Raw genomic sequence first — 25,196 nt, 5'->3', positions numbered from 1 at the left:
ACCTGCGCCCGGGGTCAGCTCAGCTGCTCCAGTACCGACTGGGTCGCCTTGGCGCGATTGAGCGTGTAGAAGTGCAGCCCCGGCGCGCCGCCCTGCAGCAGGCGACGGCACAATTGCGCCACCACCTCGGCGCCCAGCCCGCGGACCGACTCGGCATCGTCGCCGTGCGCCTGCATCCGCTTGGCGATCCAGCGCGGAATCTCTGCGCCGCACATGTCGGAAAAGCGTTTCAGCTGGCTGTAATTCGCGATCGGCATGATGCCCGGCACGATCGGCACGGTCACGCCCAGCCGGCGCACGTCATCGACAAAACGGAAATAGGCGTCGGGATTGAAGAAATACTGGGTGATCGCGCCGTTCGCGCCGGCATCGATCTTCGCCTTGAAATGGTGCAGGTCGGCCAACGCATCGTCTGCCTGCGGATGGATTTCCGGATACGCCGCCACTTCGATGTGGAAGTACTCGCCGCTGTGCTCGCGGATGAAGCTCACCAGCTCGGCGGCGTAGCGAAAATCACCCGGCGTGGCCATGCCCGAGGGCAGGTCACCGCGCAACGCCACGATGCGTCGATAGCCGGCCTCCCGGTAGCTGTCCAGCAGCGCACCCAGCTCGGCGCGGGTGCCACCCACACAGGACAGATGCGGCGCCACGTTGAGGCCATGTTGCCGATGCAGGCGGGCCACCGTATCGCCGGTGTAGCTGAGCGTTGAGCCACCGGCACCGAACGTGACCGACGCGTACTCCGGCTTATGCGTCTTCAGCAGCTGGGCGGCACGATCGAGCTGGGCCCGCTGCTCGTCGGTCTTGGGCGGAAAGAATTCGAAGCTGATTGACGGCATCGCAAAGGTTCCAGATAAGCAGTGCAGGCAAGTATATATCTCTATTTCGCGATGGAGCGATATATGAAGATCAGATCCATAACCGTTCGCCCTGAGCGTAGGTCCGCAGGACCGAAGTCGAAGGGCTGCCCTTCGACTTCGCTGCGCTACGCTCAGGGCGAACGGAGGGATTGGGATACAACGGCGGGACAGGGATACAACGGAGGGAGTGGGGGTAGCGCAAATCAGAAAAGAAGAAGGGCGCTTGCGCGCCCTTCTGAACTACTGCACGACTGATCGGGTGATCAGTAGCGGTAATGTTCCGGCTTGTACGGACCTTCGACCGGCACGCCGAGGTAGCCGGCCTGCTCTTTGGTCAGGGTGGTCAGCTTCACGCCGATCTTGTCCAGGTGCAGGCGTGCGACTTCCTCGTCGAGCTTCTTCGGCAGGATGTAGACCTTCGGCTCGTACGTGTCCTTGTTCGCCCACAGGTCGATCTGCGCCAGCGTCTGGTTGGAGAACGAATTGGACATCACGAAGCTCGGGTGACCGGTGGCGCAACCGAGGTTCACCAGGCGGCCTTCGGCCAGCAGGAAGATCGCGCGGCCATCCGGGAACACGTACTTGTCGACCTGCGGCTTGATGTTGATCTTCTCGACGCCGGCCATTTCGTTCAGCGCATCGACCTGGATCTCGTTGTCGAAGTGGCCGATGTTGCAGACGATGGCCTGATCCTTCATCGACTTCAGATGCTCAAGCGTCAGCACGTCCTTGTTGCCGGTGGTGGTGACATAAATGTCGCCACGGCCCAGCGTGCTTTCGACGGTGTTGACTTCGAACCCTTCCATCGCCGCCTGCAAGGCGTTGATCGGATCGATTTCGGTGACCACCACGCGCGAACCGTACGCACGCAGCGAGTGCGCGCAACCCTTGCCAACGTCGCCATAACCGCAGACCACGGCGACCTTGCCGGCCAGCATCACGTCCATCGCGCGCTTCAGGCCATCGGCCAGGGACTCGCGGCAGCCGTAAAGGTTGTCGAACTTGCTCTTGGTGACCGAGTCGTTGACGTTGATCGCCGGGATCAGCAACGAGCCGGCTTCGGCCAGCTGGTACAGGCGATGCACGCCGGTGGTGGTTTCTTCGGAAACGCCCTTCCAGTCGCGAACCACGGTGTGCCAGAAGTTCGGGCGCTCGGTATGCACGCGCTTCAACAGGTTCTTGATGACCTGTTCCTCATGCGAGGAGGCCTTTTCGTCGACCCACTTGGAGCCTTTCTCCAGCTCGTAGCCCTTGTGGATCAGCAGGGTGACATCGCCGCCATCATCGACGACCAATTCCGGGCCGAGGTATTTGTCGGCGCCCTTGCCGGGGAAGGTCAGCGCGTCGAGCGTGCAGTCCCAGTATTCCTCCAGCGTCTCGCCTTTCCATGCGAACACCGGCGTGCCGGTCTTGGCGATCGCGGCGGCAGCATGGTCCTGGGTCGAGAAGATGTTGCACGAGGCCCAGCGCACGTCGGCGCCGATGTCCTTCAGCGTTTCGATCAGCACGGCGGTCTGGATCGTCATGTGCAGCGAACCGGTCACGCGCACACCCTTAAGCGGCAACGTGGCGGCGTGCTTCTTGCGGATCGACATCAGGCCCGGCATCTCGTGTTCGGCGATGTCCAGCTCCTTGCGGCCCCAATCGGCGAGCGAGAGGTCGGCAACCTTGTAATCGTGGGTCATTTCTTTGGTAACGGCGTTCATGGATGTCTCCGGTTAGTGCGAATCGCTTCGCGTCAATCAACCGGGCGCCGTTGTGGAACGTGCCGCGCCGAGCCTGGCCGTCTCGTGAAAGTCTGCGGGGTAGGCAGGCTGTTGCGGATGGACCCGCATTCACGAACGGTCGCAGCGCCCCTCGGCGGGCAGTACAAGCCCCCAATTATAGCGGCAGTCGGGCGGGGATGCCTCCTGCGCTCTGATTCGGTAGTCTGGCCGTTCACCTTGCGCTGGAGTCACACGTGGAAGAAAGCCGCGAATCCGAATTCCTGCCGCATGACGGCCCGCTGCGCGAGGATGTCAGCCGACTCGGCGCAATGGTCGGACGAATGCTGGCCGAACAAGGTGGCAAGGCTTTCTTCGGGCGGGTCGAGCAAGTGCGTATCGCAGCGATCCGGCGGCGTCGCGAAGGCGCCTCGGTGGACGAGCTGGCCGGTTCGCTGGCCGGCCTCGAGGCCGGAGATGCCGAGGCACTGGCGCGCGCATTCGCCACCTACTTCCAGGCCGTGAATACCGCCGAACGGGTGCACCGCATTCGCCGCCGCCGCGATTATCAACGCGAAGGCAGTGCGCCGCAGCCGGAGTCATTGGTCGACGTACTCGGTCGACTGAAAGCGCAGGGAGTCGGCGCGGATGAGTTGCTGGGCTGGCTGGAACAGCTGTGGATCGAGCCGGTGTTCACCGCGCATCCGACCGAGGCGGTACGCCGTTCGTTGCTGGAAAAAGAACAGGCGGTGGTGCGATCGCTGGTCGATGGATTCGATCAAAACCGCACGCCGCAGGAACGCAAGGAGGATGACGATCGTATCTTCATGGCGCTTTCCTCGGGCTGGCAGACCGCCGAGGCCTCGCCAGTTCGACCCACGGTGCAGGATGAACACCATCACGTCGGCTTCTACCTGGTCAATCCGATCTACCGCATCGTGCCTGCGTTGTATGAATCGCTCGCCTCGGCCTTGCAGGAGGTCTACGGCGTGGCAGTCTTGCTGCCGCGCCTGCTCGGCTTCGCGACCTGGGTGGGCGGCGACATGGACGGCAATCCAAACGTCGGCGCCGAGACCATCGCCGCCAGTCTGGCCACCCAGCGCGCCCATGTGATCGAGCACTACGTGGCCGACGTGGCAACGCTCGCCCGCTTGCTCAGCCAGACCGAAGGCCGCGTCGCCGTCGACGCGCGTCTGCAACAGCGACTGGACGACTACCGCGTGCGCTTTCCCGCGGCGGCGCAAAAAGTGCGGCCGCGGCACGCCGACATGCCTTATCGCAGCCTGCTTACCCTGATCGGCGGCCGGCTTGAAGCCACCCAGGACGACAATCATGTGGAAGGCTATACGTCTGTTGCCGAACTTCTGGATGACCTGCAGCTGATTGCCCGAAGCCTGGTTGACCATCACGGTCTGCATGCCGGCGCCTACGCGGTGCAGCGGTTGATTCGACGCGTGCGCACGTTCGGCTTGCATCTGGCGCGGCTGGACGTGCGGCAGGATTCACGCGTTCACGACGACGCACTGGCCGCGCTGCTGGATGATCCGGCGTGGAACGAGCATGCGGCGGATGAGCGTGCCCGGCGACTGCAGCCATACGCCAGCGGTGAGCAGGCGTTTGGCGGCAGCTCGGATGCGAATGCCGTCAGCACACGCGCGGTGTTCGACGCGCTGCACGTTGCGCACGGCCGCTATGGTTCGGGCGCGATTGGTCTGTACATCATCAGCATGGCGCGCTCGGCGGCCGATGTGCTGGCGGTGCTGGCATTGGCAAGGTACGGCGGCTTTGCGGATACGTCGCCTTTGCCCCCTCTCCCCCTCGGGGAGAGGGCTGGGGTGAGGGGGCGCGCTGGCGATAAAGCTACTTCAGAGCGAGCTTCGATCGACAGCTCGGCGAGCACCCGCCCCTCACCTCAATCCTCTCCCCACGGGGGAGAGGAGGCCAATGCGGTGGGCGTTGTCCCGCTCAACATCGCTCCACTGTTCGAGACGGTTGACGACCTGAAGAACGCGCCGGCCACGTTGCGTGCGCTACTCGCTGATCCGGTCTATCGTCAGCATCTGGCCGCACGCGGCGATCAGCAGTGGGTGATGCTTGGCTATTCGGACAGCGGCAAGGATGGCGGCACACTCGCCTCGCGCTGGGGTCTGCAGCGCGCGCAAGTGGAGTTGCTGCAAGTGGCGAATGCCGCCGGCATCCGGCTCGCGTTCTTCCATGGCCGCGGTGGTTCGGCCAGTCGCGGCGGTGCGCGCATCACGCCGGCCTTGATGTCGTCACCACGCGGTGCCGTCGCAGGCGTGCTGCGGGTGACCGAGCAGGGCGAGGTGATCCATCGCAAGTACGGTATCCGTGCGTTGGCGCTACGCAATCTTGAGCAAACCGTCGGCGCCGTACTTCGCGCTTCATTGCGTCCGCGTGAGACGGAACCGCGCGAGGAGCGCTGGCGCGAACAAATGGACAAGTTGTCGACGAAGAGTCGGCAGGCCTACCGCGCGTTTGTAGAGCGCGAACACTTCGTCGACTATTTCCGGCACGCCACGCCGATCGACGTGATTGAGCGGATGACGCTCGGCTCGCGTCCGGCCAGCCGGCGCAGCATGCGCGGCGTGCAGGATCTGCGGGCGATTCCATGGGTGTTCGCGTGGACCCAGTGCCGTTCGATCATTACCGGATGGTACGGATTGGGCACGGCGCTGGAGCAGGGGGTTGCCGAGTTCGGCGAAGCTGGACTGGCCGAGATGGCGCGTGATTGGCCGTTCTTCAGCAATCTGCTGGATGACGTGGAAATGGTGCTGGCCAAGTGCGACCTGGATATCGCCGAGGCGTTCTCGAAACTTTCCGGCCCGCTGCATGAGGAATTCTTCGGCCTGATACGCAGCGAGTTTGAACGCACCCAGCGCTGGCTGCTCAAGCTCAAGGGCAGCGACGCGCTGCTGCAGGGCGATCCACGTCTCGCCGCCTCGATCCGTCTGCGCAACCCCTACGTCGATCCGATGAGCCTGCTGCAGGTCGATCTGCTGCAGCGCTGGCGTGACGGCGATGGAAAAGACGATGCGCTGTTGCAGGCGCTGGTCGCCTGCGTCAACGGCGTATCACAGGGTTTGCAAAACACCGGCTGATGGCTCGGACTGGTCGTGGCACTATCGCGAAAGTCCGTTACTCGAATCAGGGAAGCAACGAAATGGAAGCAATCCGGAAAGCGGCTCTGGCAACGTTGTTCATACTGGGCACCATCAGTGTCGTGGGATCGGCAATGGCTGCTGAGGGTAAGCCACAGAATCCTCAGACACAGGGCGACCCGGCCCAAAGCAGCCCGGCATCAAGCGGGCCGGACATCACGGCCGCAAGACACTTCCTGGAGAGCCTTTACGCCAACTACCGAGTTGATGGCGAAGGCGTCCCCAATCAGACGGTGAAGGACGTCGACGTCTATGATCCGTCGTTTCTGGTGTTGATGCATGCCAATCAGCAGGCTGCCGGGGATGGGGAGGTCGGATACCTCGATGGAGATCCCCTGTGCGACTGCCAGGATTTCGACATCCGCGCGGTGAAGTTCGACTTCAAAGCTGTCGGCAAAAGCCAACTCGTTGCGACGGTGATGTTTCACAACCTGGATCGGGATACCACGTTGCGTCTGGCACTTCGTTTCACTTCACGCGGCTGGCGTGTCGCCGATGTGATTTCAGCGAGCGACGGCAGCCTGCGTGCGGGTCTTCAGAAAAGCACGCTCGAGTTGAAGCGAAACGGCGCTGCGCACTGAGCGCGTGGCCGTGCGTGGAATCTTTTTTGACAAACTCAACCAGCGCCAATGACCCCAACCTACGTTCTCCATGCGTAACAGCGGGCTCTTGTGGGAGCGACTTCAGTCGCGATGCTTTTCTACCCTCTCAAGAGCATCGCGACTGAAGTCGCTCCCCACAACTGCAACAGCCGGCAAGCGTCGGACGTTACGAAGCATCCAGTGCTGACCAGCGTGCGTAGGCTGCATCCAGCTCGGTCTGCAGTTTCGCCACCGCTTCGTTTGCTTTCGTGATCGTGGCGCTGTCCTGCTTGAAGAAATCCGCCGTCGTCATCGCCTCGCCATGCGCGGCGATCGCGGTTTCCAGTTCTTCAATGCGTGCAGGCAGCAGATCCAGTTCGCGCTGATCCTTGAAGCTCAATTTCCGCTTTGACGTCGCGGCGGCTGCAGGTGTGGCTTCGTCGCGAGTCAGTCCCGGCTTGGCCGCTGCCGCAGCAACCGCGCTTGCAGCCGCCGGCCGCTGGCGCAGCCAGTCGGTGTAGCCCCCGACGTATTCGCCGATCTGGCCATTGCCTTCCAGTACCAGCGTGCTGGACACCACGTTGTCGAGGAACGCGCGATCGTGTGAGACCAACAGCAGGGTGCCCTGGTAATCAGTCAGCAATTCTTCCAGCAGTTCGAGTGTCTCGACGTCCAGATCGTTGGTCGGCTCATCCATCACCAGCAGGTTGGATGGCTGGGCAAATAGCTTTGCCAGCAGCAACCGGTTGCGCTCGCCGCCGGACAACCGGGTGATCGGTGCGCGGGCGCGCTCGGGCGAAAACAGGAAATCCTGCAGATATCCGACGATGTGTTTGCGCTGGCCATTGAGTTCGATGAACTCGCGGCCCTCGGCCACGTTGTCGAGCGCATTGAGCTGGTTGTTGAGCTGCAGGCGATGCTGATCGAAGTAAGCGACCTGGATGCTGGTGCCCATTTCCGATTCGCCACGCTGTGGCTTCAATTCGCCCAGCATGATCTTCAACAGCGTGCTCTTGCCGGCGCCGTTCGGGCCAATGATGCCGATGCGGTCGCCGCGCATGATGGTCGTGGACAGATCATCGATCAGCACGCGGCCGCCGTAGGCCTGATGCACGTGCTGCAGATCGATCACCTTCTTGCCCGAGGATTGCGCACTGGCCAGCGTCATCTTCGCGTTGCCGGTGAGGTTGCGTCGCTCGGCGCGCTCGTTGCGCAGCGCCTTCAGCGCGCGCACGCGACCTTCGTTGCGGGTGCGTCGTGCCTTGATGCCCTGGCGGATCCACACTTCTTCCTGCGCCAGCTTCTTGTCGAACAGCGCGTTCGCCTGCGCCTCGGCATGCAGGCGTTCCTCGCGCCGGCGCAGATAGTTTTCGTAATCGCCGGGCCAGTCGGTGAGCTGGCCGCGGTCGATCTCGACGATGCGTGTGGCCAGTGCGCGCAGAAAGCTGCGGTCATGCGTGACGAAGATGATGCTGCCTTCGAACTGCTTGAGAAAATTCTCCAGCCAGCCGATCGCCTCGATGTCCAGGTGATTGGTCGGCTCGTCCAGCAGCAATACATCGGGCTTGCGTACCAGTGCCTGTGCCAGCAGCACGCGACGTTTCATGCCGCCGGAAAGCGCCGCAAAATCGGTGTCGGCCGGCAGCTCGAGCTTGGTCAGCACCTCGGTCACCCGGCGATCCAGATCCCAGCCGTGTTGCGCTTCGATCTGCGTCTGCACGTCGCCCAGGGCGTCGAAATCGGCCTGCGTGTGCAGCTCATGCAACAGATGGTGATAGCGCGCCAGCAGGTGGCCGAGATCGCCCAGCCCCTCCGACACCACGTCGAACACGTTGCCTGCAGTGTCCTGCGGCACCTCCTGCGCCATGCGCGCGATCACTACGCCGCTTTGCACTCGCACTTCGCCGTCGTCGGCATGCAACTCGCCGGCGATCAGCTTCATCAGGGTGGATTTGCCTTCGCCGTTGCGACCGACGATGCAGACACGCTCGTTCGCTTCGATCGACAAATCGACGTGTTCGAGCAGGAGGGGGCCGCCGATACTGAAGTCGACGCGTTGCAGTTGGATAAGAGACATCCGCCCATTGTAGCGGGTACCCCTTTGAAAGCCGCCTTTCAGAGGTTTGATTTTTTTGAAAGTTTTATTGTGATTTCTTTCAAAGCTCACTAAAGTCAATGTTCGTGCCAACAATGGCTTCAATGGACGTGATCGTGGATGCTGCGGACTTTCAGTCAGCCGAAGCCGGTCGTTTGGTGCGCACACCACAGGGACCGCCGGCCTTTGTACCTGCGCCACTGCCGCCGCTCATCGTTTTCGATCATGCATTGGTACTTGCGCTGTCGCGTGCCGACGCTGCTCTAAGTGAATTGTCCGGCCTCGGTCGACAGCTGCCCAATCCACATTTGCTGATCGCGCCTTATCTGCGCCGCGAGGCCGTGTTGTCCTCGCGTATCGAAGGCACCCAAGCCAGCATCGCCGACCTGCTTGCCGACGAAGCCGGGCAAACTCCACAGGCACCGCCCGATGACGTGCTGGAAGTACGCAACTACGTCGTTGCGCTGGAGTATGGCGTACAGCGGCTGCACTCTCTGCCGCTCTCACTGCGACTGGTGCGTGAGCTGCACGAAAAGCTGCTGCATGGCGTACGCGGCGAGACCGCCACGCCTGGCCGTTTTCGGCGAAGCCAAAAATGGATAGGGCCACCGGGCAGCACACTGGCCAGCGCGTTTTACGTGCCACCGCCGGTGGAGGAGATGAAGGAGGCACTTGGCTCGTGGGAGCGCTTCATGCATGAGCGCGACGAACTGCCCGACCTGATCCAGTGTGCATTGATGCATGAGCACTTTGAGGCGATCCATCCGTTTCTCGATGGTAATGGTCGAGTGGGGCGGCTGCTGATCACCTTGTTCCTGATCGAGCGGGAACGACTCCCCCAGCCGCTGCTCTACCTGTCCGAATATATCGAACGCGAGAGACGCGGCTACTACGAAAGCCTGCAACGCATTCGCACGCACGGCGACTGGAATGGCTGGCTCCACTATTTCCTTGCTGGAGTGCGCTGGAGCGCGCGCCGGGCGGCGAGACAGGCGCGCGAGCTGATGGATCTGCGCGAAACGATGCGTCGGAAGGTCGTCGATTCGCCCAAGGCGTTGGCGCTGGTGGATGAGCTGTTCGCCAACCCACACATCAATGCCGCCCGGGTGAAGGCGTTGCTCGGCGTGTCCGATCCCACCGCTCGCGCTGCATTGGCCGAGCTGGAGCATGCTGGGCTGCTGCAGGAAACCAGCGGTCGCCAGTGGGGTCGGCAATATCTCGCACGCGGTGTGCTCAAGGCGATCGAGATGCCGGCCAATGACAACAACCATGAAGACTGAAGGAATGCCCCCGCATGCCTGAACTGAACTGGCTCGGCGACCGCAAGGCGCGCGAGAAGCGCGACATCGGCATGGTGTGGGCTGCCGTCAGCAACGGTCGATGTGTGTTTGCGATGGTGACTGATGCGGCAACCGCCGGTATGTCGGTCAAGGCGCAGTTGCGACAGGCGATCGGCGCGTGATGTTTCGAGCACCGACACCATGACGGCCTTTCGCTGCACGGCAAAGCTACTCAAGGTCATGAAGGCTGAGCTACCCGGTGAGTTGCTGCCAGCGAGCAACCGGCTCGGTGAATGGACGGCCAATCTGGTCCGCGTCGGTCGGATCAATCTGGTGCTGGCAGTGAGTGAGCCGACGCGTTTCGCTGTGGTGATCGATGCTGCACCCTATGCGACGGTGCCGGAGCGTTTCGTCCACGCGTTGTTCAACGCATTGCTGGATTTGGGCATTCCCACCGACAGGGCCGCCGCTGAGGTTACAGCGATGCAGCCGCTGACGTTGGCGGCGAGCAACTCGAAATCGGTACTGGGAACGCTCAACCAGTTCGCCTGGGAGATGGAATGTGATCTGCGAGATGGGTGCGCACATTCGGCACGCGAACTGAGTCATCGGCTGGTGCAAACCATCGTGTTGAAGCCGAGCCACATTGTTTATCCGGCGGATCGTGTGCGCGAAATGTTCGGTCTGCCGCCGATCGATCATCGCGACCGCCTCGCGATGCTGGCGCGCTCGCAGGTCGAAAGCTTCGGAATGCCCGCCACGGGATCCATGAATTAATCGCCCCAACAGCAGCCCCTACACCAAAGTGGGTGGGTTGACATTTCCGGCAACCTATTTAAAAACATACATTTAACGAGGGAAGTTCGCGCGTCACCTATGGATATTGCGGCGACGATGCATTATCGTCGCGCCCACGTGCGCCGATGTTGCAGTTTGAGTAGCGAGGAATCTGGGTTGGCTATCAAGTTCACAAAGCCAGGGCGGTTGCTGAACCGGGTTCGCGGCATGTTCGTGGCCGTGCTCCTGTGCGGCCTCGGCAGCTTTGCCGGTGTGGCCCATGCCGGCTACGCCGCCATTGTCGTGGACGCGACAACCGGTGAGGTGCTGAACGAGGTCAACGCCGACGAGCAGAACTATCCGGCCTCGCTGGCCAAGATGATGACGCTGTATCTCACCTTTCAGGGGCTGCAGAACGGCAAGCTGAAGATGGATGATGAGTTTCCGGTTTCGGCCTGGGCGGCAGACAGAGCGCCGACCAAGCTCGGTCTGCGCCGCGGCCAGACGATCTCGGTGAACGATTGCGTCTTCGGCATGATCACGAAATCGGCGAACGATGCAGCGACTGTTATGGCAGAAGGTCTCGGCGGCTCGGAGAGCCACTTCGCCGACCTGATGAATGCTCAGGCACTTCGGCTCGGGATGACGGGCACCCACTTCGACAATGCGTCGGGCCTGCCAGATCCGCAGAACACAACGACGGCACGCGACATGGTGAAACTGGCCATGGCGCTGTATCACGACTTTCCCCAGTACGTGCAGTTTTTTGCGACCAAGGAATTCATGTTCCGTGGCCAGCTTGTGCGCGGACACAACCATCTCATGGACAGCTATCCGGGCATGGATGGGCTGAAAACCGGCTTCACCGACGCGTCCGGATTCAATCTCGCCTCCACCGCCGTCAGGGATGGCCACCGCCTGTTTGGTGTGGTCATGGGCGGGCGTACTGCCTCGGCCCGCGACCATTTGATGGCCCGCTTGCTGGATGATGGCTTCGATCACCGGCAGACCCCTGCGATCCTGGTCGCTCAGGCCAGCAGTCCCAGTATGGCGCACCGGGTGCTGGCCGCGTTGTCGCCCATCGGTAGCGCCGAGGCTGAAGCGGTACCGGCACCACAGCATCATCGTCGCCGGGGTAGCAAATCCGAGCCGGTCGCGCATAACGTGTGCATTCCGCATAAGGGTGTCGTGTGTCCCCGTCGCGAGGTAGCGCATCATTCAAGGCGCGGCGCGACCCGACTCGCCCAGCGCAACAGCAGCAAGAAACCGGTTGTCGCGGCGTCGAGTAGCGACGGCTAGCTTGACCTGGGGCCACGCATGAGCGGGCCGCGCTTCGCACAGGTGTATTCAGTTCAGGGCCGCCGCGCCGAGACGCGTGAACCCTACGCTGAAGCAGTACATCCGGTTCTGGCGTGATCCGGCTTCGCGCAATTTCCCTACGCTCCCATTGGTCCGGGCGTTGGCGACAGGGCGGCGAGTCCGGGTCGCTGAGCGCATTTGCTCAGGTTTTCCCGGTTTGCGATGGTTTTCGCGATGTGCACAAACAAAAACCCCGCGGCGTGCCGCGGGGTTTTTGTTTGCCAATGCAGCGTGGCTTACTTCAGTTTGGCGTCGGCGCGCAGCGCCTCGGCACGATCGGTCTTTTCCCACGAGAATGCGGTGAAGGTTTTGCCGTCGGCATCCTTCATCTCGTGCGGGGTGCGGCCGAAGTGGCCGTAGCTGGCGGTCTGCTGGTACATCGGGTGAATCAGGTCGAGCATCTGCAGAATGCCGTACGGGCGCAGGTCAAAGTGCTTGCGGATCAGCTTCTCGATCTTTTCGTCGCTGATCTTGCCGGTGCCGAAGGTGGTCACCGAGATCGAGGTCGGGTGGGCGACGCCGATCGCGTAGCTCACCTGCACTTCGCAGCGGTCGGCGATGCCGGCGGCGACGATGTTCTTGGCCACGTAACGCGCGGCATAAGCAGCCGAACGGTCGACCTTGGACGGATCCTTGCCGGAGAACGCGCCGCCGCCGTGGCGAGCCCAGCCGCCGTAGGTGTCAACGATGATCTTGCGACCGGTCAGGCCGCAATCGCCCACCGGACCGCCAATGACGAACTTGCCGGTCGGATTGATGTGGAACTTGGTGCCCTTGTGCAGCAGCTTCGCGGGCAGCACCGGCTTGAGGATGGTCTCGCGCACCGCCTCGATCAGGTCTTTCTGCTTCACGCTCGGATCGTGCTGGGTCGACAGCACCACGGCGTCGATGGCGGTGGCGACACCGTTCTCATAGCGCAGGGTGACCTGGCTCTTGGCGTCCGGACGCAGCCACGGCAGCGGCGAGTTCTTCTTCTTGCGAACCTTGGCCTGCTGCTCGACCAGGCGGTGCGCGTAGTAGATCGCCGCTGGCATGAAGTCCTTGGTTTCGTTGGTGGCATAGCCAAACATCAGGCCCTGGTCGCCGGCGCCCTGGTCTTCCGGGTTCTTGCGATCCACACCCTGGTTGATATCCGGCGACTGCTTGCCGATCAGGTTCAGCACGCCGCAGGTCTCGCCGTCGAAACCGACTTCCGAGGAGTTGTAGCCGATGTCGACGATGACCTTGCGGGTCAGCGCTTCCAGGTCGATCCATGCATTCGTGGTGACTTCGCCAGCGACGATTGCCACGCCGGTCTTGACCATGGTTTCGCAGGCAACGCGGGCGCGCGGGTCCTGCGCGAGGATCGCGTCGAGCACGGCGTCGGAGATCTGGTCGGCAACTTTGTCCGGATGGCCTTCGGAGACCGATTCGGAGGTGAACAGGTAATTGGACATCGCGGTTTATATCCTTTCGTGCGGATAGAGAGATACAAGAGCCGGACATAATACATCCCCGCTCCCGGTTTTGCAGCCTCAGCATGCCGATGAAGGATGACGATTTCATGCCGATTCAGCCATTTGGACGGCTTTTTGGCCTGTGAAGGGTCATCCTGAAGCCCGTCTCGGCCGCCGCTCCCCAGGCAGGAAGCGGCTTTTCCGCTCAGTACACCGTGGCATGGGCCTGGACGAAGCTGAAGAAGAACACCGCATTGGGATCGTTGCGCACGGCATGAAGTTCACGGCGCATGCCCTCGACGGTGGTCGTGTCGACCTTGCCGTCCGCGATCAGCTGATCGGCCGCCGAGACCAGCAGCTCTTGCCAGAACTCGATCATATGTTTGCGCCGCCCGGGCTGGCGGTTGTCCAGATGGATGGTCTTCACCTGTGTCTGCACATCGCGGTAGCCGCCGGCCAGCAGCAGGTTGCCCAGCTTTGCGCCGATGAACGGATCGCCACCGCTGTCGTACTGGTGGTCGTTGAAGGCCATCCAGTAGCGCAACAGATTGGGCGAATAGGGGTCGAGGAAGAACGATGAATTGAGTACCTCGGTGACATAGACCAAGGCGCCGGGGCTGAGCACGCGGCGTACTTCGCTCAGCACTCGCGCCGGGCTCGGCATGTGTTCGAGTACCCAGCACAGATAGGCCGCATCGAAGCTGCGCTCGGCGAACGGAAGGTCGGAGGCATCAGCCTGCTTCAGCGCGTATCGCGATTCACACCACGCGGTGGCAGCGAGGTTCTTCTCGGCAGCAGCCAGCTGCGCGGCGGACAGATCCACGCCGGTAACGTGCAGTTCCGGAAACCGCCGCAACAGGATTTCCGTCTGCGCGCCCACGCCGCAACCCACTTCCAGCAAACGCGTGGCACCCCCGTAATCGATGTTGCCGAACAGACTGGTTTCAAACATGCGCGCCTGGCGCACCAGTCGCGACTGCTCCTCGGCGGAAAAGCCGTGGATGTACGGGAAGTCACCAGTAACGATGCTGTTCACGAGAGTGCCCGTGAAGTCGGGGGAGTGTTTCGTGCGGTTCTTGATCGCGTGCAGAACACAGTACACCTCCCACGCTGACTGGAGTAAGTCCTGTTACCGGCGTTCTGGCACGCAGTCGGGCGCCGGGGATCAGAGGGCGCCATTCAGGCGGCCAGAAGTTCGCCGGCCGCGAGTGCGGCGAAGTAGTCGCGGGTCAGGCGCAGCTGCGCCTCGGCCGATTCGGCTCGATTGACGACCTGCCGGAACGCGGCATTTTCCGGCCGGTCCCTGGCATACCAGCCCAGATGCTTGCGGGCGATGCGCACGCCCTGCAGTTCACCATAGAACGCATAAAGCTGTTCGAGATGACCGATCAGAATCTGTGCGACTTCGGCCGGCTGCGGTGCAGGCAACAACTCGCCAGTCGCAAGATAGTGTGCGATCTCGCGGAAGATCCAGGGCCGCCCTTGCGCGCCACGGCCAATCATCAACGCATCCGCGCCAGTGACATCGAGTACGTGCCGCGCGTGCTGCGGCGTGTTGACGTCGCCATTGGCCAACACGGGAATGCGCACGGCCGCCTTAACGGCGGTAATCGTGTCGTATTCGGCTTCGCCTTCATATTTGTCGGCGCGAGTGCGCCCATGCACGGCCAACGCGGCGATACCGCTGTCTTCGGCAATCCGCGCGATGTTGAGCGCATTCTTGTTCTGACGGTCCCAGCCGGTGCGGATCTTCAGGGTCACCGGCACCTCAACCGCGTCGACCACCGCCTTGACGATGCGTGCCACCAGCGGCTCGTCCTGCAGCAGCGCGGAGCCGGACCACACGTTGCACACTTTCTTTGCCGGGCAACCCATGTTGATGTCGATCAGCTGTGCGCCGTTGGCGACGTTGAAGCGCGCCGCCTCAGCCAGCATTGCGGGGTCATAACCGGCGATCTGCACACTGACCGGTTCGGGTTCGCCGGCGTGATCCATCCGTTGCAGCGACTTGCGCGTGTGCCACAGGCGCGGGTCGGCGTTGGTCATTTCCGACACGGCCAGACCTGCCCCCAGCCGTTTGCACAGCAGGCGGAATGGTTTGTCGGTGACGCCGGCCATCGGGGCCAGCACCACCGGCGGGTCGATGCGGTAAGGACCAATCTGCATTCGCCCATTGTAGCTGTAGCCGAGAATGGCCTGGCGCCGTTATGCGGAGGGTCACCTGCACTGGGAGCGGCTGCTATCCTGAGTCGGTTCATCACGCAGGAGCCCAATATGAGGTGGCGAACGCTCTTGTGGGCCTTGCTGGTGTTGCCGGCGCTGGCGTCGGCACACCATGCCGACAAGGACGCTCGCGGTCTGCACGACGTCACCGTGCTGATCATCCGGCATGCCGAAAAAGCCGAGCCGGGTAACGGGCTCAGTACACTTGGCGAGCAACGCGCGGCTGCCTACGCCAGCTATTTCGATCCACTGCGACTGGATGGCGAGAGCTTGCAACCGCAGCAACTGATCGCCACGACTGACAGCAAGGCGAGCGAACGGCCCCGGCTGACCTTGACCCCACTCTCATCGCGCCTGTCCTTGCCGATCGAGCAACCTTTTGCCGACGATCAGGTTGATGAACTGGTCAGGTCGCTGCGCAAGCAGAATCAGGCAGCCGTCGTGCTGATCGCGTGGCATCACGGACACATCGGCAAGTTGATCAATGCGTTCGGTGGCAGCGCCAAGGATCTATTGGGCAGCAAATCATGGCCAGCGGATGTCTACGACTGGATGGTGGTGCTGCGTTTCGATGATCGCGGCCGGTTGATCGAATCGCGCAGCGAGCGGGTGCAGGAGCACCTGCTGCCCAGCGACAGCGGGAGGACTTCGGGCACCTGATCGCGTGTTGAGGAGGTTGCCGTAGGCGGATCAGCGATTCGCCCGCACGTGCTTGTGTTTGAACAGCAGTGCGAACAAGACGGCTACCACCAGCGCATACAGTGCAAAGGTCAGCCAGATGCCATGCCAGTCCTTTGCGCCGGCGTGGGTGAAATAGCGATCGATGATGATGCCGCTCAGCGAACTGCCCAGCACCGCGCCGACACCGTTCGTCATCAACATGAACAACCCCTGCGCGCTGGCGCGGATCGACGGATCGCTCTGACCCTCGACGAATAGCGAGCCCGAGATGTTGAAGAAATCGAATGCCATCCCGTACACGATGCAGGACAGCACGATCATCCAAAGCTCGTGGCCCGGGTTGCCGAACGCAAACAGGCCGAAGCGCAAGGTCCACGCCAGCATGCTGATCAGCATCACCGTCTTGATCCCGAATCGCTTGAGGAAAAAGGGGATGGCCAGGATGAACAGCGTCTCGGAGATCTGCGAAATCGACATGATGATTGCTGGATAGCGGACCGCCACCAGACCCTTGTACGCATCGATGTTTTCGAAGTCGTGCAGGAACGTGTCGCCATACGCATTCGTCAGCTGCAGCGCGGCGCCCAGCAACATGGCGAAGATGAAGAAGATCGCCATCTGGCGGTTGCGAAACAGCGAGAACGAGGTCAGCCCCAGCGTGTCGATCAGCGACAGCTCGGACATGCGTTTGAGCTTCGGCGGGCAGGCCGGCAGCGTGAACGCATACAGGCCCAACAGCACCGCTGCGCCGGAGGCCACGTAGAACTGACCGGCGGAGGTCTCCAGATGCAACAGGCTGACCGTCCACAAGGCCGCGATGAAACCGATCGTGCCCCACACCCGGATCGGCGGATAGTCCCGCACGACGTCCTTGCCATCGTCTTTCAGTGCCGCGTATGCCACCGTGATCGACAGCGAGATGGTCGGCATGTAGCACATCATGTTGATCAGCATCACCCAGAACAGGGTGGTGGGGTCATTGATCATCGGTATCGCGAACAAAACCGCGGCGCCGGCCAGATGCAGCAGGCCGTAGAGCTTCTCCGCATTGATCCATTTGTCGGCAATCACGCCCGCGATGGATGGCATGAACAGCGAGGCGATACCCATCGTCGAGAAGATCGCGCCGAACTCCGCGCCTGACCAGTGCTTGGTCTGGAACCAGTAGGCGCCGATGGTGAGCAGCCACGAACCCCAGACGAAGAACTGCAGGAAGTTCATGGCGATGAGTCGGAGCCTGAGACTCATGAACGATTAGCCAGCATGTGTATTTCCCTTGTCGAGCCGGGGAACGTTCCCATGGCCACCAAACCCGGTGAGGTTAGAGGATGCTCCAAGCTTGCGGCAAGGTAGGCTGCGGCGCAGCTCAGGTGCCATCGCCGAGCACGGCGGCCACATGCGCGCGCAATTCCGGCAGAAGTTCGGCCTCGAACCACGGGTTGCGCGTCAGCCACACGCGGTTGCGCGGGCTCGGATGCGGCAGCGGCAACACGCCATTGGCGAGATGCGTGCGCCACGCCAGCACGGTGTCGGTGAGTGTGCGACCGCGCCGCTTGCCCAGCAGCCCGGCCTGTGCGTACTGGCCGATGGCCAGGGTCAGGCGCACCCGCGTGAGCATGGGCAGCAGCCGCGGATGCCAGGTCGGCGCGCATTCCGGCCGCGGCGGCAGGTCGCCACCACGAGCGCTGCCAGGAAAGCAGAAGCCCATCCCTACGATCGCAATGCGTCGCGCGTCATAGAACAGGGTGCGATCCACGCCCAGCCATGCGCGCAGGCGATCGCCGCTGACATCATCGAACGGGATGCCACTCATGTGCACTTTGCGCCCGGGTGCCTGGCCAACGATCAGCAGGCGCGATGAAGCCATGGCCTGCAGCACGGGTCGCGGACCGAGCGGAAGATGCGCTTCGCAAATCTTGCAGGCGCGAATTTCGGCAAGTAGCTGATCGAGCGCGCAACCTGCCTGCCCGCGGGGGCGCTCCCTCGCCTGCGTGTCCTGAAGAAGGGATTCCCTTCGGTCGCAGGGGAGGGCCGGAATGGGATGCTCTTTGTCCATGCGCTTCACGGCAACAACTTGCCCGGATTGAGGATGCCCTCCGGGTCGAACGCGTGCTTGATGCTGCGCATCAGATCCAGCGTGCTTGGCGCGAGCGCCAGCGGCATGAATTCGCGCTTGACCATGCCGATACCGTGCTCGCCCGACAGCGTGCCTTCCAGTCGAATCACCAGCGCAAACACCTCGGCAAGACACGCATGTGCGCGTTCGCGCTCGGCATCGTCGCGCGGCAGCAAGTTCACATGCAGGTTGCCATTGCCGGCGTGGCCGAAGGTGACGATCAACACGTCGTGCTTCGCAGAGAGTTGCTTGATGCCGTCGACCAGCGCCGGCAGATGGCTGACCGGCACCACCACGTCCTCGTTGATCTTGTTCGGCGAAATCGTTCGCTGCGCGGGCGAGAGCGCCTTGCGTGCTGCCCACAATGTCCGTGTTTCCTCGGCGGTCTCGGCGATGCGCAGCTCCTCAAGTCCGTCACCACGCGCGGCGCGCGAGACGGCTTCCACAGCGGAAGGCAGAGTCTCCGGTTCGCCGTCGACCTCGATCATCAGCAGCGCGCCGGCCAGCGGCACGCTGTCACCGCCGTGGTCGTGCGCCAGCTTCAATGCAACGTCGTCAATGAACTCCAGCGCGCATGGCGTCACCGGCTGCGCCATGATCCGCGCGACGGCGCGAGCGGCGGCACCGACGTCGCGATAGGTCGCGCGCAGCGTGCGCACGGCCGAAGGTTTCGGCGTGAGTTTCAGGGTGGCTTCGGTGATCAGTGCCAGCGTACCTTCCGAGCCGATCAGCAATCGGGTCAGGTCGTAGCCGGTGGCGCCCTTGCTGGTGTAGGTGCCACATCGGAAGCCCTCGCCGTTGCCGCTGACGGCGCGCATGCCAAGCGTGTTCTCGCGTGGACTGCCATATTTCACCGTGCGCGGCCCGGCCGAATTGCAGGCCAGGTTGCCGCCGATGCTGCACCACGGCGCCGACGTGGGATCGGGTGGCCAGAAGAAGCCGTGCGGCAGCAGCGCCTGTTGCAGATCCCCGTTCAATACACCGGGCTCGACCACCGCGAGGCGATTGTCCGGGTCGATCCTGAGGATCCGGTTCATCCGTTCGAAGCTCACCACGACGCCACCGTTTACGGGCACCGTGGCGCCCGTGGTGTTACTGCCACGGCCGCGCGCGATAACCGGCACCTTGTGCCCACGACAGGCCTGCACCAGCGCTTCGACCTGCGCATGCTCGGTGGGAAACACCACCGCGTCGGGCAGCGCGTGGAGGCGCGAGTTGTCGTAGGCGTAGGAAATTCGCTCTGCTTCGCCGGTGGCGAGTGCATCGGCGAAAAAAATCCCGCGCAGACTGGCGAGTAGTTCATCAGGCAATGGCATCGCTAAAGCCTATCCCAATGCGCGAAGAAGTTGCGTTTGCATCCGCGGCGCCGGATCTTTCAATGAGCTTCGAACGCGCCACGCAGCCAATCCTGACGGATGTTGTCTGCTGGACCGTCGTAGGTCACCACATCGAAGCGGCAGGCACGTCGTGCGTGTTGCGGATGTGCAGCCAACCAGTGTTGGGCGGCCTGAATCAACTTGTTTTGTTTGCTGGCAGTGACCGACGCCGCGGCATCGCCATGACTGGCACTTTTTCGATAACGCACTTCGACGAAGACCACGGTGTCGCCTTCACGCATCACCAGATCGAGTTCACCGTGACGCGTCGTGTAGTTGCGTGTGAGCAGTCGGAGGCCGGCGCGTTCGAGTTCGGCGCAGGCGCGCTGCTCGAAGGAGTCGCCGGCGGCTCGCATCAGCCTGAAGCTGGCTGGAAGCCGCCGGTTGGGGACGCGCTGGCTGGCGCTGGCGAGCTGGTGTCAGGTGGCGGAGCTCCGGAAGGGACGTCATCGGTCTGCAGGCTGCCACCCAGCGGCCGCGCCAGGCCGTCCTGGAACTTGGCCCAGATCAGCACGCGGCGCACTCGACCGAACTCATCGGCGGTGAGCTGGCCACTGGCGCCGGGTAGATAGCTGCCGGGGTGCGCGCGCAGCCAGTCGAGGTAGGGCACCAGGTTCCAGGCGTCCATGCCGAACGCGAACAGCCGGGCGGCGCCGCCCTGCGCACCCGGCAACTGGGCGGCGATATCGGCATGGACGGGTAGGCCCGGCTGGGCGTCGAACAGCCACGGCGCATCGCAGAATTCCACGCCTTCCAGGTCGCGATTGGCGGTGGCATCGTCGATGCCGTCATACACATGCGAGGTGGCAAACACCGGAAGATGGATATTGGCGACCAGCAGCTGCGGCAGCAACGAACGCGCCTGGTTCGGCCGCATGCTGATGAAGATGCCTGCGTCGCCGGCACCGGTGCTGGCATCGGTGGGGCTCAGGCCGCTGGGCGCCGCCGTGAATGTCGTCAAGGTGGTCGAGCCGTCCAGTTGTCCGCCGCGGGCGGCTAGCTCGGCCTTGAATGCGCTGGCTGCGCGTTGGGCAAAATCGTCGTTGGAGATCAGTACATAGGCGTGCCGCACACCGCGTTCGACCATGTGGTCAGCGGCTTGGGCGCCTTCGGTTTCCGGCAATAAGCCAAATTCACTGATGTTGCCGGCTGGCAGTTGCTTGTCATCGGGATGATTCAACGCCAGCAGCGGCACCGGCAAAATCACCTGTCCGAATACCGCGGCTACTTCAGCGCGAGTAAGTGGGCCGACGATCAGCTGCGCACCATCACCGACGGCCTGCTGATACGCCTTGACGGCGCCGTCGGCGGTGCCTCGGCTGTCATACACGCGCACCGTCGGTCGGGGTGCGTGGGTGTGTCCGGCATCGATATAGGCCGCGAAAAAGCCTTCGCGTATCGACTCACTCGCTGCAGCGAAATTACCGTCGCTGGGCAACAGCAGCGCGATCTTCTGGGGGACCTTGTAGCCCTCGCGCACGTTCGCATTGGCGCCCGGCAGCAGGGTGCCGACGGGCTGTTGCAATTCCGGTTGCGGCTGCGCCACGGCCACGCCGAGTCGACCCAGTGCCTCATTGACCCATGGCAGCATGCGGTCGCCCGGGTTCATGGCGGCGGCACGCTGCTTGAGTGGCTGGGCACCTAATTTGACCAGCAAGTTGAGCGCCTGCTTGCGGTTCTGCGATTGATCGAGACCGCTCAGCTGGGCGTCCATCTGCACGCGGGTTCGGGCAGCGCCCCAGTTGTCCCCACTGGCTTCCATCGCGCGTGCGCGCAGCTCCAGCAGCCGCAGTTGCAGCGAGGGCGGCACCGTGACATTCGGCTGGGTGGTGAGTTGCAGCGCGCTGACGGCATCATGCTGGGTTAGTGCCAGTTCGGCGCGCAGCAGGTCAAAACGCAGCGGCTCGTCGTCGGTCAACCGCTGTCGCTTGATCTGCGCAAGGGTGGGCGCGGCGAGCGGAATCTGGCCTTCCTGCCTCCATGCTTCAGCGGCCAGCAGGCGGTAGTGATCGCCTCTGCCGGAGGATTGCGTAGCGAGCGTGAGATACGCCTCCGCCGCTTGGTCGAACTGTCCTTGCTGCGCCAGGTTTGCGGCGTTCTGCGCGGCGACGAGTTCGGCTGGCGAAGGCTGCACGTTGGCCAGCATGCAACCGGTCAACGAGAGCAAAAACAGCAGTCCGATCGCGGCAACGCGCGAGAGGCGCAAGAAGCGCATGGGAACTCCGTTGATCGTCAAGGTCGGCAATGCGCGATCATAGCCGATCGTATTGCATTGCCGACCCGCGGCTCAGGAGTTTCCGATGTCATCAGTTCAGCCAGGCAGCCTGTGGGTGGTAGCCACCCCGATCGGTCATCGTGAAGACCTTTCGGCTCGCGCGATCGAGACCTTGCGCGCGGTCAAGGTGATTGCTGCCGAAGACACCCGGCATAGCCGCCCGTTGCTGGTACACCACGGCATCGACACGCCGCTGATCGCCTTGCACGAACACAACGAACGCGATGCGGTGGACGCCATCGTGCGCCGGATGACGGCGGGCGAATCGGTGGCGCTGATTTCCGACGCCGGTACGCCGCTGATCAGCGATCCGGGCTTCCGACTGGTGCGCGCCGCGCGCGCGGCCGGCATCCGCTGCATTCCAGTGCCGGGGGCTTGCGCCGCGATTGCGGCGTTGTCCGTGGCGGGCCTGCCCAGTGACCGGTTTGTGTTCGAGGGATTTTTGCCGCCGAAAGCGGCGGCGCGCCGCAGTCGTCTGCAGGAACTGGCCGGTGATGCGCGGACGGTGATCTTCTATGAGTCGTCGCATCGCGTGGCCGAGAGCCTGGTCGATATGCGAGATATTTTCGGCGCCGAGCGTGAAGCCGTGCTGGCGCGCGAACTGACCAAGATGTTCGAGACCGTGCTCGGCGAGCCGCTGGCCGAACTTGCGGCGCGCGTCGCGGCCGATCCCGATCAGCAGCGCGGTGAGTGCGTGATCCTGGTCGCTGGCCGTGGCGAGGAGGCTGACGCGAAACTCGCCGAAGGTCAGCGTGTCTTCGCGATCCTGCGCGACGAGTTGCCGCCGGCAAAGGCGGCCAAGCTTGCCGCAGCGATCAGTGGCGCTCCGCGCAAGCTGCTGTACGAGGGGTAGGAGCACACTCTGTGCGTGATGCTCTTACTCCGCCTGGGGATAAGAGCACCCCACCCCGCGCCAACCCTGCCCTGCAAGCAGGGCAGGGAGCGCGCAGGCGGAGCATAAGCAGGGCGGCGCTCCTGCGGCAGCGACGCTGTGGCGTCAGCTTTGCTCCTCCCCTGCTTGCAGGGGAGGGTTTGGGAGGAGTGAAGCTTTTGATCTTCCGTCGGGCTGTCGACCACTGGCCGAGAGGCCCGTGAGACGCGCCTGAGAATACGGGGGCTTCCGAAAAGCATCGCACCTAGGGTCCGCTCCCACTAGACTGGGCGGTGGAGTCGGCCGGGCAGTCGCGTCGCACGCAAGTGCATCGAGGAAAGTCCGGGCTCCATAGGGCAGAGTGCCAGGTAACTCCTGGGCAGCGTGAGCTGACGGCCAGTGCAACAGAGAGCAGACCGCCGAACGGCATCTTCGGATGTGCGTGGTAAGGGTGAAAGGGTGCGGTAAGAGCGCACCGCACGCGGGGCTAACGTCGCGTGGCACGGTAAACCCCACTCGGAGCAAGACCAAATAGGGGAACGATAACGCGGCCCGCGTTGTTCCCGGGTAGGTTGCTGGAGCCAGACGGCGACGTCTGGCCGAGAGGAATGACTGTCGCGTCGCAAGACGTACAGAACCCGGCTTACAGGCCGACTCCACCTCTTTTTCTTGCGTTTCACCTTTGGCGTGGCGGCAATCACGCCAAAGGTGGGCAGGCGAGCGCCGGGGATGAACGCCGATTCATCGCGATGGCCCCGCAAAGCCAGATTTAGCCTCGTCAGGCGCCGTGATCGCCTGGTTGCTGAATGAAAAAATCCCTTGCTTTCAACCACCTTGCGCAAGTTCGTGAGAAAGCGCTGGAAATACCGTCACAACTTCGCCTTTCTCCTTGATTCACAAGCGAAATTCCCTTGACAGTCTCATAGGGCGAGACTATCGTGGGTTCCGGTGTGAAATCGTGGGTTTTAGTGGAGTTTGTGACCGTGTTCCAAGGCGAAACCGCCATCACTGTAGACGACAAGGGCCGAGTGGCCATCCCGACCGCGTACCGCGAGTCGGTGATGGGCGAGTGCGCCAATCGTCTGGTGATTACCTACAACCCGTTCGAGTCGGGTTGTCTGTGGCTGTTTCCGCAGGCGGAGTGGGAGCGCGTGCGCGACCAGGTGAATGCCCTGTCCAGCGTCAAGGCGGTGCATCGCGCATTGCAGATGAAGCTGGTGGGTGCGGCAGCTCTGGTCGAGCCGGATAGCGCCGTACGCATCCTGCTGCCGGCAAGTCAGCGCAGCGCCGCTGGCATCGAAAAGAAAGCGGTGCTGCTGGGCATGGGTAACAAGTTCGAGCTCTGGAGCGAGCAAGCGCATCTGGCGAAGATCCGCCAGACCATCGGTGAAGACGAAATCAGTGACGACATGGCGGATCTGCGTCTCTAAGACGCGTGCGCTGGGGTTGGGAGTGCGGCATGACGGAGCAGCAATTGCAGCACATCCCGGTGATGCTGGGTGAAGCAGTGGAGGGTCTCGCCGTGCAGGCAGGCGGGCGTTATCTCGATGGTACTTTCGGTCGCGGTGGTCATGCCCGCGCCGTGCTGTCGCGCCTCGGTCCCGACGGTCGCCTGTTGTTGATGGATCGCGATCCGACGGCCATTGCCGCAGCACAAGCCGAGTTCGCCGCCGATCCACGGGTACTGATCCGGCACGCCAATTTTTCCACGCTGGCCGAGTGGGACGAAACCAGCGCCGGGCTCGATGGCGTGCTGCTCGATCTGGGCGTGTCCTCGCCGCAGCTGGACGAGGCCGCACGCGGCTTCAGCTTCATGGCCGACGCGCCGCTGGACATGCGCATGGACACCAGCCAAGGCGAGAGCGCGGCCGAATTCCTGGCGCGTGCGGATGAGCGCGAGATCGCCGATGTGCTGTGGAACTATGGCGAAGAGCGTCACAGTCGGCGCATCGCACGAGCGATCGTGGCTGATCGTGATGCCACCCCATTCACCCGCACCGGCCAGCTCGCTGCGTTGTTGGAACGCGTGGTCGGCCGCCGTGAACCGGGCAAACATCCGGCCACGCGCAGTTTCCAGGCGCTGCGGATTCGCGTGAATGGCGAGCTGGATGCGTTGCAGGACGGGATGAACGCCGCGCTGGATCGGCTCAAGGTCGGTGGGCGGCTGGCCGTGATCAGCTTCCACTCTCTCGAAGACCGCGCGGTGAAATTATTCATCCGCGATCACTCCGGCCGTGTGCAGAACAGCCGGCGCGGGCCACCGGTGCTGGCCGCGCCGGCACGCCTGGCAGCTGTCGGCAAGGCGCAGTTTCCTTCCGACACGGAGATTGCCGGGAACCCACGTTCGCGTTCGGCGGTGTTGCGCGTGGCGGAGAAGCTTTGAT

At 63.0% G+C, this 25,196-nt stretch carries 21 protein-coding genes, 1 other RNA gene and 1 riboswitch; of the genes, 11 read left to right on the top strand and 11 right to left on the bottom strand.

Translation table 11 applies throughout. The features are described from left to right. Nucleotides 1-14: 14 nt before the first annotated feature. Entirely contained in the window at nucleotides 15-839 is an 825-nt protein-coding gene (metF, locus tag HDE77_RS04165; RefSeq protein ID WP_184415894.1) for a methylenetetrahydrofolate reductase [NAD(P)H], read from the bottom strand. Nucleotides 840-1,123: 284 nt separating this feature from the next. Beyond that, a complete protein-coding gene (ahcY, locus tag HDE77_RS04160) occupies nucleotides 1,124-2,566 on the bottom strand; it encodes an adenosylhomocysteinase (protein ID WP_184415893.1) in 1,443 nt (480 codons plus the stop codon). Between the two features lie 35 nt (nucleotides 2,567-2,601). Continuing rightward, a riboswitch (S-adenosyl-L-homocysteine riboswitch) is annotated at nucleotides 2,602-2,725 on the bottom strand. A gap of 95 nt (nucleotides 2,726-2,820) precedes the next feature. On the opposite strand from ahcY, the gene HDE77_RS04155 reads away from it, so the two are divergent. Both HDE77_RS04155 and HDE77_RS04150 read left to right on the top strand, forming a co-directional pair. Further along, complete coding sequence (locus tag HDE77_RS04155) at nucleotides 2,821-5,682, top strand: phosphoenolpyruvate carboxylase (RefSeq protein ID WP_184415892.1); 2,862 nt, start codon at nucleotides 2,821-2,823, stop codon at nucleotides 5,680-5,682. A 62-nt stretch (nucleotides 5,683-5,744) separates the two neighbouring features. Next, nucleotides 5,745-6,323, top strand: coding sequence for a DUF3828 domain-containing protein (locus HDE77_RS04150; protein ID WP_184415891.1), 579 nt, complete (start codon nucleotides 5,745-5,747; stop codon nucleotides 6,321-6,323). Nucleotides 6,324-6,510: 187 nt separating this feature from the next. Here the strand turns inward: HDE77_RS04150 and HDE77_RS04145 are convergent, their stop codons facing one another. Next, entirely contained in the window at nucleotides 6,511-8,400 is a 1,890-nt protein-coding gene (locus HDE77_RS04145; RefSeq protein WP_184415890.1) for an ATP-binding cassette domain-containing protein, read from the bottom strand. 122 nt (nucleotides 8,401-8,522) lie between these two features. Here HDE77_RS04145 and HDE77_RS04140 point away from each other — a divergent pair, with 122 nt between their 5' ends. The 4 genes from HDE77_RS04140 to HDE77_RS04125 all read left to right on the top strand — a co-directional run bounded on the left by HDE77_RS04140 (nucleotide 8,523) and on the right by HDE77_RS04125 (nucleotide 11,774). Next, on the top strand, nucleotides 8,523-9,698 hold the full coding sequence (locus tag HDE77_RS04140) for a Fic family protein (RefSeq protein WP_184415889.1): 1,176 nt from the start codon (nucleotides 8,523-8,525) through the stop codon (nucleotides 9,696-9,698). 14 nt (nucleotides 9,699-9,712) lie between these two features. Further along, nucleotides 9,713-9,880, top strand: coding sequence for a hypothetical protein (locus HDE77_RS04135; protein WP_184415888.1), 168 nt, complete (start codon nucleotides 9,713-9,715; stop codon nucleotides 9,878-9,880). 19 nt (nucleotides 9,881-9,899) lie between these two features. After that, nucleotides 9,900-10,475 (top strand): hypothetical protein, encoded by a 576-nt coding sequence (locus HDE77_RS04130; protein ID WP_184415887.1) that lies wholly within the window; start codon nucleotides 9,900-9,902, stop codon nucleotides 10,473-10,475. Nucleotides 10,476-10,652: 177 nt separating this feature from the next. Beyond that, nucleotides 10,653-11,774 (top strand): D-alanyl-D-alanine carboxypeptidase family protein, encoded by a 1,122-nt coding sequence (locus tag HDE77_RS04125; protein WP_255482530.1) that lies wholly within the window; start codon nucleotides 10,653-10,655, stop codon nucleotides 11,772-11,774. Nucleotides 11,775-12,070: 296 nt separating this feature from the next. Here the strand turns inward: HDE77_RS04125 and metK are convergent, their stop codons facing one another. From metK to dusB, 3 genes are all read right to left on the bottom strand, one after another. Beyond that, the gene (metK, locus tag HDE77_RS04120; RefSeq protein WP_184415886.1) at nucleotides 12,071-13,270 is read right to left on the bottom strand and encodes a methionine adenosyltransferase; all 1,200 of its coding nucleotides are present in this window, start codon (nucleotides 13,268-13,270) and stop codon (nucleotides 12,071-12,073) included. Between the two features lie 205 nt (nucleotides 13,271-13,475). Beyond that, entirely contained in the window at nucleotides 13,476-14,297 is an 822-nt protein-coding gene (locus tag HDE77_RS04115) for a methyltransferase domain-containing protein (protein WP_343206059.1), read from the bottom strand. A 152-nt stretch (nucleotides 14,298-14,449) separates the two neighbouring features. Next, nucleotides 14,450-15,436, bottom strand: a complete 987-nt coding sequence (dusB, locus tag HDE77_RS04110) for a tRNA dihydrouridine synthase DusB (RefSeq protein WP_184415884.1) — start codon at nucleotides 15,434-15,436, stop codon at nucleotides 14,450-14,452. A 108-nt stretch (nucleotides 15,437-15,544) separates the two neighbouring features. Between dusB and HDE77_RS04105 the strand changes: the two genes are divergently transcribed. After that, nucleotides 15,545-16,153: a flagellar basal body-associated protein FliL gene (locus HDE77_RS04105; protein WP_184415883.1), complete on the top strand. Its 609-nt coding sequence runs from the start codon at nucleotides 15,545-15,547 to the stop codon at nucleotides 16,151-16,153. A 30-nt stretch (nucleotides 16,154-16,183) separates the two neighbouring features. Here the strand turns inward: HDE77_RS04105 and HDE77_RS04100 are convergent, their stop codons facing one another. The 5 genes from HDE77_RS04100 to HDE77_RS04080 form a co-directional block, all read right to left on the bottom strand. Beyond that, complete coding sequence (locus HDE77_RS04100) at nucleotides 16,184-17,422, bottom strand: nucleoside permease (RefSeq protein WP_184415882.1); 1,239 nt, start codon at nucleotides 17,420-17,422, stop codon at nucleotides 16,184-16,186. Between the two features lie 118 nt (nucleotides 17,423-17,540). After that, nucleotides 17,541-18,041, bottom strand: coding sequence for a uracil-DNA glycosylase family protein (locus HDE77_RS04095; RefSeq protein ID WP_255482529.1), 501 nt, complete (start codon nucleotides 18,039-18,041; stop codon nucleotides 17,541-17,543). A gap of 194 nt (nucleotides 18,042-18,235) precedes the next feature. Further along, nucleotides 18,236-19,606, bottom strand: a complete 1,371-nt coding sequence (locus tag HDE77_RS04090) for an FAD-linked oxidase C-terminal domain-containing protein (protein ID WP_184415880.1) — start codon at nucleotides 19,604-19,606, stop codon at nucleotides 18,236-18,238. 59 nt (nucleotides 19,607-19,665) lie between these two features. Then, a complete protein-coding gene (locus HDE77_RS04085) occupies nucleotides 19,666-20,022 on the bottom strand; it encodes a YraN family protein (protein WP_184415879.1) in 357 nt (118 codons plus the stop codon). After that, nucleotides 20,022-21,881, bottom strand: a complete 1,860-nt coding sequence (locus HDE77_RS04080) for a penicillin-binding protein activator (protein ID WP_184415878.1) — start codon at nucleotides 21,879-21,881, stop codon at nucleotides 20,022-20,024. The genes HDE77_RS04085 and HDE77_RS04080 overlap by 1 nt, the downstream gene beginning before the upstream one ends. A gap of 85 nt (nucleotides 21,882-21,966) precedes the next feature. On the opposite strand from HDE77_RS04080, the gene rsmI reads away from it, so the two are divergent. From rsmI to rsmH, 4 genes are all read left to right on the top strand, one after another. Next, a complete protein-coding gene (rsmI, locus tag HDE77_RS04075; protein WP_184415877.1) occupies nucleotides 21,967-22,794 on the top strand; it encodes a 16S rRNA (cytidine(1402)-2'-O)-methyltransferase in 828 nt (275 codons plus the stop codon). Between the two features lie 313 nt (nucleotides 22,795-23,107). After that, an RNA gene (gene rnpB, locus HDE77_RS04070) (RNase P RNA component class A) lies at nucleotides 23,108-23,474 on the top strand. 321 nt (nucleotides 23,475-23,795) lie between these two features. Next, on the top strand, nucleotides 23,796-24,242 hold the full coding sequence (gene mraZ, locus HDE77_RS04065) for a division/cell wall cluster transcriptional repressor MraZ (RefSeq protein WP_184415876.1): 447 nt from the start codon (nucleotides 23,796-23,798) through the stop codon (nucleotides 24,240-24,242). A 29-nt stretch (nucleotides 24,243-24,271) separates the two neighbouring features. Further along, nucleotides 24,272-25,195: a 16S rRNA (cytosine(1402)-N(4))-methyltransferase RsmH gene (gene rsmH, locus HDE77_RS04060; RefSeq protein ID WP_184415875.1), complete on the top strand. Its 924-nt coding sequence runs from the start codon at nucleotides 24,272-24,274 to the stop codon at nucleotides 25,193-25,195. Nucleotide 25,196 lies beyond the last annotated feature (1 nt).

It is taken from the genome of Rhodanobacter sp. MP7CTX1 (genome assembly GCF_014205795.1).
Classification (GTDB): Bacteria; Pseudomonadota; Gammaproteobacteria; order Xanthomonadales; family Rhodanobacteraceae; genus Rhodanobacter.
Note: the sequence above shows the minus strand (reverse complement) of the source record. Positions and strands in the feature narration are given on the sequence as shown.

What these genes read in the sequence shown, in the direction of transcription:
- dusB (WP_184415884.1), bottom strand. Translation starts at nt 15,436, where the DNA reads ATGCAGATTGGTCCTTACCGCATCGACCCGCCGGTGGTGCTGGCCCCG.
- HDE77_RS04100 (WP_184415882.1), bottom strand. Translation starts at nt 17,422, where the DNA reads ATGAGTCTCAGGCTCCGACTCATCGCCATGAACTTCCTGCAGTTCTTC.
- ahcY (WP_184415893.1), bottom strand. Translation starts at nt 2,566, where the DNA reads ATGAACGCCGTTACCAAAGAAATGACCCACGATTACAAGGTTGCCGAC.
- HDE77_RS04095 (WP_255482529.1), bottom strand. Translation starts at nt 18,041, where the DNA reads ATGGCTTCATCGCGCCTGCTGATCGTTGGCCAGGCACCCGGGCGCAAA.
- HDE77_RS04140 (WP_184415889.1), top strand. Translation starts at nt 8,523, where the DNA reads ATGGACGTGATCGTGGATGCTGCGGACTTTCAGTCAGCCGAAGCCGGT.
- metK (WP_184415886.1), bottom strand. Translation starts at nt 13,270, where the DNA reads ATGTCCAATTACCTGTTCACCTCCGAATCGGTCTCCGAAGGCCATCCG.
- rsmH (WP_184415875.1), top strand. Translation starts at nt 24,272, where the DNA reads ATGACGGAGCAGCAATTGCAGCACATCCCGGTGATGCTGGGTGAAGCA.
- HDE77_RS04080 (WP_184415878.1), bottom strand. Translation starts at nt 21,881, where the DNA reads ATGCGCTTCTTGCGCCTCTCGCGCGTTGCCGCGATCGGACTGCTGTTT.
- HDE77_RS04085 (WP_184415879.1), bottom strand. Translation starts at nt 20,022, where the DNA reads ATGCGAGCCGCCGGCGACTCCTTCGAGCAGCGCGCCTGCGCCGAACTC.
- HDE77_RS04090 (WP_184415880.1), bottom strand. Translation starts at nt 19,606, where the DNA reads ATGCCATTGCCTGATGAACTACTCGCCAGTCTGCGCGGGATTTTTTTC.
- metF (WP_184415894.1), bottom strand. Translation starts at nt 839, where the DNA reads ATGCCGTCAATCAGCTTCGAATTCTTTCCGCCCAAGACCGACGAGCAG.
- HDE77_RS04150 (WP_184415891.1), top strand. Translation starts at nt 5,745, where the DNA reads ATGGAAGCAATCCGGAAAGCGGCTCTGGCAACGTTGTTCATACTGGGC.
- rsmI (WP_184415877.1), top strand. Translation starts at nt 21,967, where the DNA reads ATGTCATCAGTTCAGCCAGGCAGCCTGTGGGTGGTAGCCACCCCGATC.
- HDE77_RS04105 (WP_184415883.1), top strand. Translation starts at nt 15,545, where the DNA reads ATGAGGTGGCGAACGCTCTTGTGGGCCTTGCTGGTGTTGCCGGCGCTG.
- HDE77_RS04145 (WP_184415890.1), bottom strand. Translation starts at nt 8,400, where the DNA reads ATGTCTCTTATCCAACTGCAACGCGTCGACTTCAGTATCGGCGGCCCC.
- HDE77_RS04130 (WP_184415887.1), top strand. Translation starts at nt 9,900, where the DNA reads ATGACGGCCTTTCGCTGCACGGCAAAGCTACTCAAGGTCATGAAGGCT.
- HDE77_RS04135 (WP_184415888.1), top strand. Translation starts at nt 9,713, where the DNA reads ATGCCTGAACTGAACTGGCTCGGCGACCGCAAGGCGCGCGAGAAGCGC.